This is a genomic window from Streptococcus sp. DTU_2020_1001019_1_SI_AUS_MUR_006, assembly GCF_032340315.1.
Lineage (GTDB): Bacteria > Bacillota > Bacilli > Lactobacillales > Streptococcaceae > Streptococcus.
The window spans coordinates 341,259-355,619 of sequence record NZ_CP135436.1; the positions used below are offsets into that span (position 1 = coordinate 341,259).

16 protein-coding genes are annotated in these 14,361 nt (G+C 40.9%); 4 read left to right on the forward strand and 12 right to left on the reverse strand.

Going from position 1 to position 14,361, the window contains the following annotated elements:
• Positions 1-76: 76 nt before the first annotated feature.
• The 8 genes from RRU92_RS01745 to RRU92_RS01780 all read right to left on the reverse strand — a co-directional run bounded on the left by RRU92_RS01745 (position 77) and on the right by RRU92_RS01780 (position 6,330).
• Complete coding sequence (locus tag RRU92_RS01745) at positions 77-1,630, reverse strand: damage-inducible protein CinA (RefSeq protein WP_315640157.1); 1,554 nt, start codon at positions 1,628-1,630, stop codon at positions 77-79.
• A gap of 44 nt (positions 1,631-1,674) precedes the next feature.
• The gene (locus RRU92_RS01750) at positions 1,675-1,809 is read right to left on the reverse strand and encodes a hypothetical protein (RefSeq protein WP_257374856.1); all 135 of its coding nucleotides are present in this window, start codon (positions 1,807-1,809) and stop codon (positions 1,675-1,677) included.
• Between the two features lie 87 nt (positions 1,810-1,896).
• The gene (mnmG, locus tag RRU92_RS01755; RefSeq protein ID WP_315640160.1) at positions 1,897-3,813 is read right to left on the reverse strand and encodes a tRNA uridine-5-carboxymethylaminomethyl(34) synthesis enzyme MnmG; all 1,917 of its coding nucleotides are present in this window, start codon (positions 3,811-3,813) and stop codon (positions 1,897-1,899) included.
• Positions 3,803-4,234, reverse strand: a complete 432-nt coding sequence (locus tag RRU92_RS01760) for an NUDIX hydrolase (RefSeq protein ID WP_315640161.1) — start codon at positions 4,232-4,234, stop codon at positions 3,803-3,805. Before RRU92_RS01760 ends, mnmG begins: the two co-directional genes overlap by 11 nt.
• Before the next feature lie 8 nt (positions 4,235-4,242).
• A complete protein-coding gene (locus RRU92_RS01765) occupies positions 4,243-4,698 on the reverse strand; it encodes an NUDIX hydrolase (protein WP_194251812.1) in 456 nt (151 codons plus the stop codon).
• A gap of 140 nt (positions 4,699-4,838) precedes the next feature.
• Positions 4,839-5,960 carry a tRNA 2-thiouridine(34) synthase MnmA gene (gene mnmA, locus RRU92_RS01770; protein ID WP_315640162.1) on the reverse strand — a complete coding sequence of 374 codons (1,122 nt, stop codon included), beginning with the start codon at positions 5,958-5,960 and terminating at the stop codon, positions 4,839-4,841.
• A 22-nt stretch (positions 5,961-5,982) separates the two neighbouring features.
• Positions 5,983-6,117, reverse strand: coding sequence for a hypothetical protein (locus tag RRU92_RS01775; RefSeq protein WP_315640935.1), 135 nt, complete (start codon positions 6,115-6,117; stop codon positions 5,983-5,985).
• Positions 6,118-6,123: 6 nt separating this feature from the next.
• Positions 6,124-6,330, reverse strand: a complete 207-nt coding sequence (locus RRU92_RS01780) for a hypothetical protein (protein WP_315640896.1) — start codon at positions 6,328-6,330, stop codon at positions 6,124-6,126.
• Between the two features lie 845 nt (positions 6,331-7,175).
• Here RRU92_RS01780 and RRU92_RS01785 point away from each other — a divergent pair.
• Complete coding sequence (locus RRU92_RS01785; RefSeq protein ID WP_315640163.1) at positions 7,176-8,039, forward strand: helix-turn-helix transcriptional regulator; 864 nt, start codon at positions 7,176-7,178, stop codon at positions 8,037-8,039.
• Positions 8,040-8,091: 52 nt separating this feature from the next.
• Here the strand turns inward: RRU92_RS01785 and RRU92_RS01790 are convergent, their stop codons facing one another.
• Positions 8,092-8,718, reverse strand: coding sequence for a LysM peptidoglycan-binding domain-containing protein (locus RRU92_RS01790; RefSeq protein WP_000843474.1), 627 nt, complete (start codon positions 8,716-8,718; stop codon positions 8,092-8,094).
• A gap of 241 nt (positions 8,719-8,959) precedes the next feature.
• Between RRU92_RS01790 and sdaAB the strand changes: the two genes are divergently transcribed.
• Genes sdaAB through RRU92_RS01805 form a run of 3 tightly spaced genes read left to right on the forward strand, consistent with a single transcriptional unit; the run spans position 8,960 to position 11,177 of the window.
• Entirely contained in the window at positions 8,960-9,631 is a 672-nt protein-coding gene (sdaAB, locus tag RRU92_RS01795; RefSeq protein WP_001191178.1) for an L-serine ammonia-lyase, iron-sulfur-dependent subunit beta, read from the forward strand.
• 8 nt (positions 9,632-9,639) lie between these two features.
• Positions 9,640-10,512 carry an L-serine ammonia-lyase, iron-sulfur-dependent, subunit alpha gene (sdaAA, locus tag RRU92_RS01800; RefSeq protein WP_315640166.1) on the forward strand — a complete coding sequence of 291 codons (873 nt, stop codon included), beginning with the start codon at positions 9,640-9,642 and terminating at the stop codon, positions 10,510-10,512.
• Positions 10,513-10,535: 23 nt separating this feature from the next.
• Positions 10,536-11,177 carry an HAD hydrolase-like protein gene (locus tag RRU92_RS01805; RefSeq protein ID WP_153224677.1) on the forward strand — a complete coding sequence of 214 codons (642 nt, stop codon included), beginning with the start codon at positions 10,536-10,538 and terminating at the stop codon, positions 11,175-11,177.
• A 92-nt stretch (positions 11,178-11,269) separates the two neighbouring features.
• Here RRU92_RS01805 and RRU92_RS01810 read toward each other — a convergent pair whose 3' ends face one another.
• From RRU92_RS01810 to RRU92_RS01820, 3 genes are all read right to left on the reverse strand, one after another.
• Positions 11,270-11,686 carry a DUF805 domain-containing protein gene (locus RRU92_RS01810; protein WP_315640167.1) on the reverse strand — a complete coding sequence of 139 codons (417 nt, stop codon included), beginning with the start codon at positions 11,684-11,686 and terminating at the stop codon, positions 11,270-11,272.
• Between the two features lie 175 nt (positions 11,687-11,861).
• Positions 11,862-12,296: a DUF805 domain-containing protein gene (locus RRU92_RS01815; protein ID WP_315640168.1), complete on the reverse strand. Its 435-nt coding sequence runs from the start codon at positions 12,294-12,296 to the stop codon at positions 11,862-11,864.
• Positions 12,297-12,440: 144 nt separating this feature from the next.
• The gene (locus RRU92_RS01820) at positions 12,441-14,294 is read right to left on the reverse strand and encodes a nucleoside-diphosphate sugar epimerase/dehydratase (protein WP_315640169.1); all 1,854 of its coding nucleotides are present in this window, start codon (positions 14,292-14,294) and stop codon (positions 12,441-12,443) included.
• Positions 14,295-14,361: the final 67 nt, after the last annotated feature.

Here is a 14,361-nt window from a genome sequence, read left to right on the forward strand (position 1 = left end):
CCACTCTAAAAAGAAAAATCAATATCTTGTGTTAAAAATCCTAAAATTTTTAAAAATACACAAGATATTGATTATTTTATTTTAATTTGTAAAGTTTAAAGTCTTTGAATTCACTTTGAACTGGTTGATAACTTTCTGCCAGAAGCTGTTCTACTTCTGTCCAGAGAGCTGTTTTGGTATTGACCACAATCACTTTAGGCTGATTATCACGTAAATCATTGACAAGTTTGCTACGATTTGCATCAAGGCCAGTATATAATTTTGGTGATAGCAACTGACTAGCTGCTAAACGTTCACTAGTCTTATAACCATTCGTAAGATCATCCCATATATAAATACGATCGGTTGCCTGTGTTTGTCCTTTAACCGTAGTTTCTATACGAGTTCGTTCTTGATATTGTTCTGAGTGAAGGACATAGCGCGCTAGTAGAGGGGCCAAGAATAGGTAAGTCAGGGCCAAGATAGGCAGGTAAGCATTCCCTTTAAGGAAGATTGCCCATACCGAAGGGGCTTCGCTATATCTTCTACGACGACTCACTCCTTCTGTATCATTAGCACGAATTCGAGTCAATAGTAAAATAGACAAGAAAGGAAGCAACTCAGCTAGACGACTTCCATGGATCGGTTCAGTAGAGAAAATTTCCAAGCTTAGTGATAGTACAAGAGCAAGCGCAGCAAATATGGATAAGACGTATTGTTTGCTTGGTTTAGACTGGAAAAAGCCTGCAGACACCAGGGTCAATCCTCCAAGACCAATTGTTAACAATCCATAAAAAAGGAGATTTTCTAGCAAGACTGGATTGGACATAAAATTCAAACTATCAATTGGATAGAGAATTTGGCTAATGGCACTCCCGAAGCTCCCTTTGTAAACTGTGTAGTAACCGATTGGATAAAAGAGGAGTAAAAATCCTAGACCAACCGCAAGAAATTGATAAAAGCCGCGAGCCCAGTAACCACGCCCAATATTAAAGGCTAACAAAGCAAAGAATAAGACCAGAGTATATAGAACTGTGACTAGAGGTGCCAAGAAGAAGGCAAGCGCCAAACTCATCCCGATACGTAAGAAACCTTTGTCATGATTAGATTCTGCCAAATAGGTTGTGACTAAATTTAGAGCGTAGAATAAGAATGGAAGGGCAAGAATTGTGGCATAGCCACCACCAAAGCTAAGTCCTCCAGCAAGAAGGTAAAAAATCGTCAACACTTGTCGCGACTGCTCGTCCTCTTTCGTCAAGTCATAAGTTGAACGAAAAAGAAAAATTCCAGCGCCCACTAAAGCAAGCCAAGTAAAGGCTGCAAACAAAATACTACCCTTGCTTAGATACTGTAAAAAGTAATAGAGGAGCCCACTCGTTCCAAAATAGTCTGTGTAGATTTCTCCTCCTTGGTGCATGGCCCATCCAATATAGAAATCCTGAGCCTGCTCTGGACTGGTCAATCCTAGCACAAAAGGAAGAACTACAGATACAAGTACCGCTAAAGTGCTCCAAATTAAGATTTTAAACAATGGTAAGCGAGCAGATTGTCGTGTTTCAAACTCTTCTCGCTCCTCTCCCCCAGCTGAATTTTCTTGATTTCCAGTCCAAGTTGGAGTTGGTTCGTCTTCTAATCTGCCATATACGTTCATTCATTCTCTCCTAGATTTTGATTTGTTCTAGTATATCAAAAAGTCTAGTTCTTGTCAGCCTGCTGAGGACATTTATTCAGCTTTTTATAGAGACTAGCGAAGCGTTCAATCTCATAAAAACGGTGAAAAGACGCCTTTTTATAGGCTTCTAAAAAATTTTTTTCTTCTACTGTTATCATATCTTCTCCTTTTCTCTTTATTCGAAAAAAGAGAAGCAATCTATTAAAAAAAATGAATTCCCTAAAAGAGAATTCAGCACTTTGTCTTTAGTCTGCCTTTTTTTCTAAATTTTTTGAAATGCTTCGATTTTTACCTTCAAGATACACCATAAGAATGGAGATATCTGCTGGGTTTACTCCCGAAATACGGCTGGCTTGGCCGATAGTTTCGGGATTGATGAGTTTGAACTTCTGGCGAGCTTCTGTCGCAATGGAATCAATGTCATCCCAGTCGATGTTGGCTGGAATGCGTTTTTCTTCCATGCGTTTCATCTTGGCAACCTGATCCATGGCTTTTGAGATATAGCCTTCGTACTTGATTTCTGTTTCAATCAATTCGATAATCTTGTCATCTAACTCTTCAGCAGCAGGTCCGATGAAAGCCACCACATCTTGGTAAGAGACTTCTGGGCGACGAAGGAATTCCTTGGCTGTCACCGCATCTGTCAACGGCTTGAATCCCATCGCTTCAACCTTAGCATTGGTTTCCTTGACTGGCTTGAGTTTGATGCTGTCGAGACGTTTCATTTCATTATCAAACTGATTTTTCTTGATTTCAAAGCGAGCCCAGCGTTCATCGTCCACAAGTCCAATCTCACGTCCCATCTCAGTCAAACGCATATCGGCATTGTCATGACGGAGAATGAGACGGTATTCAGCACGACTAGTCAAGAGACGGTAGGGTTCAATAGTTCCTTTGGTCACCAAGTCATCAATCATCACTCCGATATAACCGTCACTGCGCTTCAAAATTAACTCAGGCTTGCCTTGGATTTTCAGAGCTGCGTTGATCCCCGCGATAATCCCTTGGCCTGCTGCCTCTTCGTAACCAGATGTGCCATTTGTCTGACCAGCTGTGAAAAGTCCTGAGATTTTCTTGGTTTCAAGCGTTGCACGCAACTGATGAGGCAAGACCATGTCGTACTCAATGGCATAACCTGTACGCATCATTTCTGCATTTTCCAAACCTTTGATAGAATGAACCAGCTCACGTTGGACATCCTCAGGAAGACTGGTTGAAAGCCCTTGAACATAAACTTCCTCTGTATTGCGACCTTCTGGCTCAAGGAAGAGTTGGTGACGTTCCTTATCCGCAAAGCGAACAATCTTATCCTCAATCGATGGACAGTAACGAGGCCCCACTCCCTTGACCACACCTGTAAACATAGGCGCACGGTGGAGGTTGTTTTGGATAATCTCATGACTGGTACCATTGGTGTAGGTCAACCAGCATGGCACTTGGTCCTTGACATAATCCTCATCTCGTGAAGTGTATGAGAAATGATTAGGCGCTTCGTCTCCTGGCTGAATCTCGGTCACATCGTAGTTGATTGAAGAAGCCTTGACACGTGGAGGGGTTCCTGTCTTGAAACGACCAATTTCGAGTCCTAATTCCTTGAGGTTGTCAGCAAGGTTAATAGAAGCTAGACTGTGATTAGGACCTGATGAATACTTAAGGTCTCCAATGATGATTTCCCCACGGAGGGCAGTCCCTGTCGTCACGATAACGGCCTTAGCAGCATATTCTTGATGGGTCGCTGTACGGACACCGACAACCTTGCCATCTTCCACCAAAATCTCATCAATCATGGTTTGACGAAGGGTCAGATTTTCTTGATTTTCAACCGTCTTGCGCATCTCCTTAGAGTAAAGCTCCTTGTCAGCCTGCGCACGAAGGGCACGGACAGCTGGCCCCTTCCCTGTGTTGAGCATCTTCATCTGGATGTAAGTCTTGTCAATGGTCTTAGCCATCTCGCCACCTAGGGCATCGACTTCACGCACAACAATCCCCTTGGCAGAACCACCGATAGAGGGATTACAAGGCATGAAAGCCAGCATTTCAATGTTGATAGTCGCAAGTAAAACCTTACAACCCATACGACTAGCAGCTAAGGAAGCCTCAACCCCAGCGTGTCCCGCACCAATTACAATAATATCGTATTCTTCAGTAAAATTATATGTCATTTCTTAACCTTTCAAAAATTTCTCGCAAATAAGGAACTAACTTCTCCTCCTCTAGAGCTTGAGCCATAGTAACCCGTTTAAAGTGTGTATGCTCTTCAGGATCTAATCTGATAATTGGCTTCTCCCCAACCCACTCTGCTTTATAAACTAAGCGAGTAAAGACCGTATCCTTAGAGGTATCCAGTTGACTATCTTCGTGAAGAAGTTTGAGCGAACTGCTATCTAGCCTAACTCCCGCTTCTTCAATACATTCTCTAAGAGCTCCATCTCGCGGAAGTTCACCCTTTTCAACCCCGCCACCAGGAATATCCCAGTAAGTCGGATAAACGTTGGGTTGTCCTCTTTTAATTTCCGAACGCTGAATGAGTAAATAATCACCACCACTATGAACAAGTACATGGGCAATAAGCTTAACCATCATTTTCTCTCCTATTCGTTAAGATGGATGTGTCGTAATTGTCCGTCCCAATCTGGTAGGGCTGTCTTTAAAAAGGCTGGAACCAGCTGAATATCCTCAAACTTGTCCAAGTCAATCCACTCACAGGGTTGCGTTTTCTCATCTTCCTGCATGGTCAACGGGGCATCTTCAAGCAAATCCACTAGATAATGAAACTCGATATTGTGATAATAGACACCGTCTTGTTCAAAACGATTTTCAACTACAAAAGCTAGTTGCCCAGCTTGAGCTTTGACACCCAGTTCTTCCTTCACTTCACGGACTACCGCATCTTCCGTTCTCTCATTGACTTGAATCGCACCACCAATAGTGTAATACTTGCCCTTGTCTTTGGTAACTAGAAGCTTGTGATTTTGGACAATCAAGGCTGTCGCCCGAACTCCAAAAACCGTATTTTCTACTTTTGTCCGAAAGTCTTGTTGAATCATCTTTTTCCTTTCCTCTAAACGACACAAAAACAGTCAAAACTCCAAAGAAGTGCAGGACAAAAAAGCCTGCAACATCCATGAGCTTTGACCATCATTTCTATTGCTTTTATTATTGTAGCAAATTGAGAAAATTTGTCAATCTAAATGTACTGACAAACCTTACCATCGCGGTAGGCATTGTCAATCAAACCACCACCGAGACATTCTTCACCATCGTAAAAGACAACTGCCTGTCCTGGTGTGATCGCACGCTGTGGCTCCGCAAAGATGACCTCTGCCTTGTCTCCTTTGACATGTACTGTCACCTTAGAATCAGGCTGACGATAGCGGAATTTGGCTGTGCATTCTAGCGTAAATTCCTCTGGCATGTCACGGGTAAAGTGGACTTGACTAGCCTCAAGGCTGGTTGACATGAGCGAATCATGGTAGAATCCTTGGCCGACATAGAGGATATTCTTGCTCAGATCTTTTCCGACAACGAACCAAGGGGCATTGTCACCACCGTGTTGACCACCGATACCGAGTCCCCCACGCTGACCAATCGTATAATACATCAGACCAGCATGCTCACCCATATCGCGACCATCCACAGTCATCATTCGACCAGGTTGAGCTGGCAGGTAGTTGCTGAGAAATTCTTTAAAGTTCTTTTCTCCGATAAAGCAAATCCCTGTCGAGTCTTTCTTCTTAGCCGTCGCAAGTCCTGCTTCTTCAGCTATTTTTCGTACTTCAGGTTTTTCCAAATGTCCCAGTGGGAACATGGTTTTTTGGAGTTGTTCTTGCGAAAGTTGACTGAGGAAATAGGTCTGATCCTTGCCATTGTCCACACCACGAAGCATGTGAACGATGCCATCCTCATCACGCACAACTCGAGCATAATGCCCAGTCGCTACATAGTCTGCGCCTAAGGTCATAGCATAGTCCAAAAAGGCCTTGAACTTGATTTCCTTGTTACACATAACATCTGGATTTGGCGTGCGCCCTGCACGGTATTCCGCTAGGAAATACTCAAAGACGCGGTCCCAGTACTCTTTTTCAAAGTTGACAGAGTAGTAAGGAATGCCCAGTTGGTCTGCCACCGCAGCCACATCCTTGTAATCTTCGGTCGCCGTACAGACGCCGTTTTCATCTGTGTCATCCCAGTTCTTCATGAAGATACCGATCACATCGTAGCCCTGCTCCTTAAGCAAAAGAGCCGTCACTGACGAATCGACACCACCACTCATCCCCACGACAACACGTGTTTTAGAGTTATCACTCATGGTAGTTCTCCCATCTATTCGTTTATTCACGATTGAAGGTCGTGTGTGCTTCACGATTGAAGGTCGTTTGAGCAGTTTTCATTATAACATGCTTGGTTGGAGAAGACAAGGAAGAGGCTGATAATCTACCAAGCTCTAGCATAAGACACTTTTTCATTCCAAACTATTCTTTATAGAAAAAACACCTATAAATTCGTGCAATAGTTAAAATACAAACAAATATAATTCCCAAAATAGATAACACTATTTTCATAAAACTCATTTCAGAACCTATAACATATATATGAAAAAGAGGGGCTAGTCCTACACATAGAGACAATAGATAACTAATAAATCTTATCTCACCAATTCCTGCAAAAAAATGTTTCATTTTAAATATCCCAATTTTACCTTCCATCTTTATAATCCACAAGCAAATCAATTGACTTCTCTTTTTTGAAAAATCTTGATAGCAAATTTACTCCACTTAAAGCCACTAAGATTTCAATCGTCAGAATTTCTCCAAGAAAAAATGCAAACTGACAAAATTCCTGCTAAAATACTATCCTCCCAGCAAATAGAGAGTCATCAAAAATAAAATAACCGAAATTGGCAGGAAAGCAGCTCGATTTGTTTTACAAAAAATGGCATAACAAAGACTACCTATCGAAAACGACAGAATAACTTCAATAGTTATCTTTAGAACAGGATAATATATATTTTTAATAAAAAGAATTAAAAGGATAAACAATACCAATGAACAAAGAACGGATTTGATATAAAATTTTAAATGAGTCATAATTTTTTTTTAGATTCTACCTACTATAGATAAAATCACCTTTCTTATTTTCTTCTCATGATATCCACTTTACTTTCTTGACTAGAATTTCTATGAATATAAATATGGTAAATAAAAAATCGGACTTCTAACTAAAAGAAATTGATGAAACATGTAAAGATTTGAGATCCTAATGAATCTACTCAATGCAGATTTTATTTTGACAGTAGTTCTATAACAACTCTAAATAACACTGGGGTTGCTAGAATCAACATAACCCCTACCACAAAGACAATGATTACCCGAAATATATCTCTATTTTTACGCATTGAAACAACCTCCAATCTATTATTTTCTAGCTACATGATACCCCATATTTACTTTCTATATTCTTATGATACAATATGTTTAATAGAATTCTATTTACTGTTAACTTTTTTCACGAAAAGGAGGAAATCATGCGCTATGATTTCGGAAAAGTATATAAAGACATCCGTGAGTCAAAAGGATTGACCCAAGAAGAGGTCTGTGGAAAGGTCCTTTCAAGAACCAGCCTTTCCAAGTTTGAAAGTGGCAAGGCGACTCCCAAATATGAAAACATGGAGTTTCTTCTCCGTCAAATCAATATGAGTTTTGAAGAGTTTGAATACATCTGCCATCTCTATCAGCCAAGCCAGCGAACAGAAATCATGCAAACCTATCTCAATACGAGTTCCATCTTTGGTACTAGGAGTCTAGTCAATTTATTTGAAACATGCCAAGACTATCTCAAGATTCATCACGATCTCCCTATAGAGGAAATCAGAGATATGCTGGAAGTTGTCATTTATATCCGTCAACATGGAACAGGACAACTTTCAATCCAAGTGGAACAAACAGTCAAAAAGCTTTGGGAAAAAATTGAAAAACAAGATACATGGTATGAAAGCGACCTAAAAATCCTCAACACCATACTTTTTAGCTTTCCCATCGAACACCTTCACCTCATCACTGAACAAATCTTGCAGCGCTTGGAAGAATATAAAAACTATCAACATTTATATGAACTGCGAATGACAATCCTACTCAATCTGTCCACCATCTACTTGTACAATCAAGATAAAAATACCTGTCAACAAATCTGCTACACCTTACTAGAGGATGCTAAGAAAAAGAAAAGATACGATATTTTGGCAATCACTCATGTTCGAATAGGTATTTGTACTAGTAATGATCATCTTATTCAAAAGGGCTTCTCCCTTCTGGAGTTAACTGATGAAACCTCAATGCTATCTCACCTCAAAAAGGAAGTAGAGACCTGTTATCAAGCAAAGGAAATATAAAAAAAGTCGAGGAAATCCCTCGACTTTTGCATCTTATTCTGCTAGTTGGTTCTTAGTACCAACCGTTGTTAAGCCAGAAGTTCTTAGCTGCAGTCCATGAACCGTAACGTCCTGCAACGTAGGCATCTGCTACACGTTCTTGGTTTTCTGCTGAATAGTCACCGTTCAAGTATGAATCTGTCAATTGGTAACGTCCGATGTAACGTCCGTTTGTAGCTGTGTAGCTACCGCCTGATTCTTTTTGAGCAATCCATTCTTTAGCTTCTGCTTCAGATCCGCTTACAGTTGAAGTTGATGCTGAAGTTTCTGTTGTAGCAACAGTTTCTTCTGCTACAGTTACACTTGCTGCTGGCGCTTCATAAGTTGTGGTTTCAGTAGCTGCAGGTGCTGCTACTGGAGCTTCTGCTGTCGCAGCTGAAGTAGTTGAAGTTGCTGGTGCTTCACCATCAATAACCAATACTTGGTCTACATAGATCAAATGAATATCTTTAATCTTATTTTTTTCTGCCAATTTTTCAACAGTTGTATTGTATTTTTCAGCGATTCCTGATAGAGTGTCACCTGATTTTACTGTGTAAGTTGTTGTTTCTTGTGCAAAAGTAAGTGATGGTGCAAGGAAAGCAAGCGCTGCTGCTACTCCTACAAGTCCTGTTTTAATTTTGTTAGTTGTTGATTTCATATTAAAAGATTCTCCTTCTTTCTTATATTTCCATCATATCCTACTATTATTACTGTTTCTTGACGGTTTTATGTAGAAATGTTACAAGACTATGTTTTATTTCGCTTAAATAGCCTCTTTTTGTTACAAAAGGCCTGATTTTATAGGCTTTATGGGGATTTTAGATATTTTACCATGGAATTGAGCGCTTGCATCTAATCTTTGATATAATAGAGTTAAGAATCTTTTTAAGGGGAAACAGATGCAATCACTTCGTTTTCAATCTGTCTTTGATATCATTGGCCCAGTCATGATTGGCCCATCTAGTAGTCACACGGCAGGAGCTGTTCGTATCGGTAAAATCGTCTCTTCTATCTTTGACGATACTCCAACCGAGGTCGAGTTCCAGCTTTTTAATTCTTTTGCAAAAACCTATCGAGGGCACGGAACTGATCTCGCCCTGGTCGCTGGAATCTTAGGAATGGATACAGATGATCCAGAAATTCCAAATAGTTTAGAAATTGCCCACAAGCGTGGCATCAAAATTGTTTGGACCATCCAGAAAGACAGTAACGCCCCTCACCCAAATACTACGAAAATCACTGTTAAGAATGAGCACAAGACCATCAGTGTGACAGGGATTTCAATCGGTGGTGGTAATATCCAGGTGACAGAGCTCAATGGCTTTGCCGTATCCCTCAACATGAACACCCCTACCATTATCATCGTTCATCAGGATGTTCCTGGTATGATTGCTCATGTAACAGAGGCCCTCTCTCGCTTTGACATTAACATCGCCCAAATGAATGTAACCCGAGAAAAAGCTGGTGAGAAAGCCATTATGATTATCGAAGTTGATAGTCGCAACTGTGATGAATCTATCGAAGAGATTCGTAAAATTCCTCATTTGCATAATGTCAATTTCTTTCAATAGGAGAAAATATGTTTTACTCTATCAAAGAATTAGTCGAACAAGCCGAACTTGATTTTAAAGGTAATGTTGCTGAGCTCATGATTAGGACTGAGTTTGAATTGACTGGTCGTGAACGCGAAGAAGTTCTCCTTCTCATGGAACGCAACCTTGAAGTCATGAAAGCTTCAGTTGAGCTTGGTCTTAGTGAAAAAAAATCTCGTAGTGGCTTAACAGGTGGAGATGCTGCCAAGCTCGACCACTACATCAAAAAAGGAAAGACCCTATCAGACTTCACTGTCTTGTCTGCAGCCCGTAATGCTATCGCAGTTAATGAACACAATGCCAAGATGGGACTGGTCTGTGCAACACCTACTGCTGGTAGTGCAGGCTGCCTTCCAGCAGTTCTCACTGCTGCTATTCAAAAGTTGGATTTAACTCATGAACAACAACTAGACTTCTTATTCGCTGCAGGTGCTTTTGGACTCGTGATTGCTAACAACGCTTCTATCTCGGGAGCCGAAGGTGGCTGCCAGGCCGAAGTCGGTTCAGCTTCAGCCATGAGTGCCGCTGCCCTAACCCTAGCTGCAGGCGGAACGCCTTATCAAGCTAGCCAAGCTATTGCCTTCGTTATCAAAAACATGCTCGGTCTCATTTGCGACCCAGTTGCAGGCTTGGTTGAAGTTCCTTGCGTCAAGCGGAATGCCATGGGAGCAAGTTTTGCCTTCATCGCAGCCGATATGGCTCTGGCTGGTATCGAATCAAAAATTCCAGTTGATGAAGTCATTGACGCCATGTATCAAGTAGGATCTAGCTTACCAACTGCCTTTCGTGAAACTGCTGAAGGGGGGCTCGCTGCCACACCTACAGGTCGTCGCCTTCAAAAAGAAATCTTCGGCGAATAATTTCATCATTATGAGGAGAATCAATGTCATCTATATCTGCTATCTTTTTTGACTTAGATGGAACGTTAGTTGATAGTTCTATCGGTATCCATAATGGTTTCACCTATACCTTTGACCAACTTGGAGTTTCTAGTCCTGGTGCCAAAACCATTCGAGGTTTTATGGGGCCCCCACTAGAAACCAGCTTTGCTAGTTGTTTGCCAGCTGAGCAGATAGAGGAAGCCATCCAGCTCTATCGTTCTTATTATAAGGAAAAGGGTGTGTACGAAGCCCAACTCTTTCCACATATCAAAGATTTACTCGTAGAACTAGCTGAGCATTATCCTCTTTATATCACTACTACGAAGAATACACCAACCGCAGTTGACATGACTAACAATTTTGGGATTGACCACTTCTTTGATGGCATTTATGGTTCAAGCCCTCAAGCCCTACACAAGGCAGATGTCATCCGTCAAGCTTTGACAACTCATAACTTGGAGCCAGAAAAAGTGGTTATTATCGGAGATACCAAGTTTGATATGATTGGTGCCCAAGAAACTGGCATTAAGAAATTAGCGGTAACCTGGGGATTCGGTGATGAGAAAGACCTCATGGGCTATAATCCTGACTGGATCGCTCACCAAACAGAGGATATTTTAAATCATTTACAAAAGAAAGATTAAGCAAAAGACCCCCAAATCTAGCATCTCCTAGACTTGGGAGTCTTTTTGTTTGTACTTGACTAGGAAAAATGCCTTTCACCACACTGGTTACATTACTCAAAGGGGGAAACTTCTTCGGTTTCAACTTCTTTAGATCTGTCGATAGTGACTATTTCTACTTCCTTAGTGGGCATAGCTAACAAGACTAGTAAAGCAATTCCTCCAACCACGGGAATAAAATGTACAAAAATCAGAGCCCAGTGAAAACCAGCATCACGGAGACGGCGAACTGTCAAAGCTAACATAGGTAAGATTAGGGCAAGACCGAAAATCATATAGACAATAGCGAGTCCACCCAAGGCAAGAAAAGCACCCTCTTCTCCTTCGCTAAATATAGCATTAAAGTATGCTGAATAAAGAGGGATAAGAAGTAGTATGTTTGTTAGCCAAATCCACCAATACTCTGAACGTGTTGAACGGCCTGTAAAATCTACATAACCTTTAAAGAAATTTTTATATGCCTGAATCATAAGTTACTCCTAATTGTTTAGTTGTATATTTTAGTCTATCAGATACTGCTAGAAATCACAAATATTTACAAAATAAAACACTCCTCAATCCACAAATGGATATGGGAGTGTTAGTGATTTACCTACTAGTAGGAAGAATGCTAGTCAGCTAAATAGATGGTAAAGTTTGACTATCCTATTTGTTGTCTGGTTCTTCGAAAGGTGAAACTTCCACAACTTCTTCAACTTCTTCAGCTTTATTAAGGATTACTACCTCTACTTCCTTGCTTGGCATAGCTAACAAGACTAGTAAAGCAATTCCTCCAACCATTGGGATAAAGCCAACGAAAATGAGTGCCCAATGGAAACCAGCGTCACGGAGACGACGAACTGTCAACGCAAGCCAAGGCAAGAAAAGTGCCAGACCAAAAATCATGTAAATAATAGCAAGGCCACCCAAGGCAAGAAAAGCACCCTCGCTTCCTTCGCTAAATATAACATTAAAGTATGCTGAGTAGAGAGGGATAAGAAGTAGTATGTTTGTTAACCAAACCCACCAAAACTCTGAACGTGTTGAACGGCCTGTAAAATCTACATAACCTTTAAAGAAATTTTTATATGCTTGAATCATAAGTTACTCCTAATTTTTTATTTACTATATCTATTCAATAACAAGTTTGTTCAAAAAACTCTGAAAGTCTCTCCAAATCTAGAAAAAAGATACTATCCCTTCCCTCCTGTCAAAAAGAATTCTAGGGATAATACCTTACTTTTATTATGAATCAGCGTGAGTTGTTTCATTGGCAAAACCGATAATGGCTTGCTTCAACTCTGAACCTTGCAAGGCACGGAATTCTTCAATCTTTTGATTGATGACTTCAAGTGGCATGACATTAACCTTACCAACAAAAATCTTATCCATGACTTGATTATCAACCAATTCAGTAGATACCAACAACTCCTCATAGAGTTTCTCACCTGGACGAATTCCCACTTCTACAATCGGAATTTCATTTTCAGTACGTCCGCTGAGAAGAACCATTTTCTTGGCCAAATCATAAATCTTAACTGGTTTGCCCATATCAAGGATAAAGACTTCCCCATCTTTAGCATAAGCTCCTGCATGGATCACCAAACGGCTAGCTTCTGGAATGGTCATAAAGTAACGAGTCATACGGAAGTCCGTCACAGTCACTGGACCACCCTCTGCAATCTGACGCTCAAAGACTGGAATCACACTACCACGGCTACCAAGAACATTCCCAAAACGAACCGCACAATAGGTAGACTGACTACGTTGGTTGAATCCTGTAACAATCAACTCTGCCACACGTTTGGTAGCTCCCATTACGTTTGGTGGATTAACGGCCTTATCGGTCGAAATCATAACCATCTTCGGTACCTTAGCGGCGTCAACTGCCTTGGCAACATTGTAAGTTCCAAGGATATTATTTTTAAAGGCTTCTTTGGGATTGCGTTCCATCATTGGCACGTGCTTGTGGGCAGCAGCATGGTAAACAATGGCTGGTTGGTACTGCTCAAATACTTGAAGCAAGCGATCGTAGTCTTGGATGTCTGCAATCACAGGAACATAGTCAATTCCTTGGAAGCTACGAATCAATTCATGATAGATCAGATAAATAGAGTTTTCCCCATGCCCCAAGAGAACCACGCGCTCTGGATTAAAGCGACTAACCTGACGGCAAATCTCAGACCCGATAGAACCTCCTGCACCTGTCACTAAGATGGTTTTTCCAGTAATTTCTGAGCCTAGGCGTGACTCATCTAGTTGAATTTCTTTACGTCCCAAAAGGTCAGTAATATCGATTTTTTGGAAACCACCTACCTGAGGATGCAATCCTTGTACAACTGACTCAATCTTGGGCATCTTATAACACTTCAAGCCAAGTTGGTTACACATTTTTAGGATACGCTCATACTCGGATGGATCAAGAGAAGGAATCGCAACGATAACTTTTTCAATCTGATGACGTTTTGAGAGTTCTGGTAACTGTTCATAAGATCCTAAGACTGGGATTCCACCTAGTTTTTGACCTTTTTTCTTCTCATCATTATCCAAAATACCCACTAACTCAAGATCACTCGTAGGATGTTGGTAGCTGTTCATAAAGAGAGCTCCACCGTCTCCCGCACCAATCAAGAATGTACGACGATGTTCCCCTTCTCCATCACCCTTTTTGCGTCTTGAATAGATCAACTGCCAAGTAATACGTGGGAGCAAGATCAAGAAGGTGCTGAGCAAGATAAAGAGAACGATGAAACGCACTGAGAAAAGTGGCAAGAAGGCATAGCAAAGGAGGTAGGACAAGACACTGCTGACACTTACTCCAATGAATATCTTCATAAAGTCTGTGATTTTGCTATAACGACTAATGCTAGCATTGAGCCCCCAGAATCCAATCATGATTTGATAGAAAAGGAAGGTCAAGCTTGTATAGATGACATAGTCCACAGGAGCTGGATTGATCAATCCATAAAACAGGATATAAGAAACAATGATAGAGGAAATCATGCTGGCAGCATCAAAAATCCCCCAAAAGACTTGTTTTTGTTGTTTATTTAGTACTTCAACCAGATCAATTACATAATCTGTCATTTTTTTGTTCATGTGAATGGAATCCTCCTACACAAAATCACATTTTCTAGTAATTACAAGACGTTTTTTTCAAACTGAT

Bases quoted from the DNA above. Each gene is read 5' to 3' on its own strand.
- RRU92_RS01745 (WP_315640157.1), bottom strand. From the start codon at position 1,630: ATGAACGTATATGGCAGATTAGAAGACGAACCAACTCCAACTTGGACT.
- RRU92_RS01780 (WP_315640896.1), bottom strand. From the start codon at position 6,330: ATGAAACATTTTTTTGCAGGAATTGGTGAGATAAGATTTATTAGTTAT.
- RRU92_RS01765 (WP_194251812.1), bottom strand. From the start codon at position 4,698: ATGATTCAACAAGACTTTCGGACAAAAGTAGAAAATACGGTTTTTGGA.
- RRU92_RS01760 (WP_315640161.1), bottom strand. From the start codon at position 4,234: ATGATGGTTAAGCTTATTGCCCATGTACTTGTTCATAGTGGTGGTGAT.
- RRU92_RS01750 (WP_257374856.1), bottom strand. From the start codon at position 1,809: ATGATAACAGTAGAAGAAAAAAATTTTTTAGAAGCCTATAAAAAGGCG.
- RRU92_RS01820 (WP_315640169.1), bottom strand. From the start codon at position 14,294: ATGAACAAAAAAATGACAGATTATGTAATTGATCTGGTTGAAGTACTA.
- RRU92_RS01805 (WP_153224677.1), top strand. From the start codon at position 10,536: ATGTCATCTATATCTGCTATCTTTTTTGACTTAGATGGAACGTTAGTT.
- RRU92_RS01815 (WP_315640168.1), bottom strand. From the start codon at position 12,296: ATGATTCAAGCATATAAAAATTTCTTTAAAGGTTATGTAGATTTTACA.
- sdaAA (WP_315640166.1), top strand. From the start codon at position 9,640: ATGTTTTACTCTATCAAAGAATTAGTCGAACAAGCCGAACTTGATTTT.
- mnmA (WP_315640162.1), bottom strand. From the start codon at position 5,960: ATGAGTGATAACTCTAAAACACGTGTTGTCGTGGGGATGAGTGGTGGT.
- RRU92_RS01810 (WP_315640167.1), bottom strand. From the start codon at position 11,686: ATGATTCAGGCATATAAAAATTTCTTTAAAGGTTATGTAGATTTTACA.
- RRU92_RS01775 (WP_315640935.1), bottom strand. From the start codon at position 6,117: ATGAAAAAGTGTCTTATGCTAGAGCTTGGTAGATTATCAGCCTCTTCC.
- mnmG (WP_315640160.1), bottom strand. From the start codon at position 3,813: ATGACATATAATTTTACTGAAGAATACGATATTATTGTAATTGGTGCG.
- sdaAB (WP_001191178.1), top strand. From the start codon at position 8,960: ATGCAATCACTTCGTTTTCAATCTGTCTTTGATATCATTGGCCCAGTC.
- RRU92_RS01785 (WP_315640163.1), top strand. From the start codon at position 7,176: ATGCGCTATGATTTCGGAAAAGTATATAAAGACATCCGTGAGTCAAAA.
- RRU92_RS01790 (WP_000843474.1), bottom strand. From the start codon at position 8,718: ATGAAATCAACAACTAACAAAATTAAAACAGGACTTGTAGGAGTAGCA.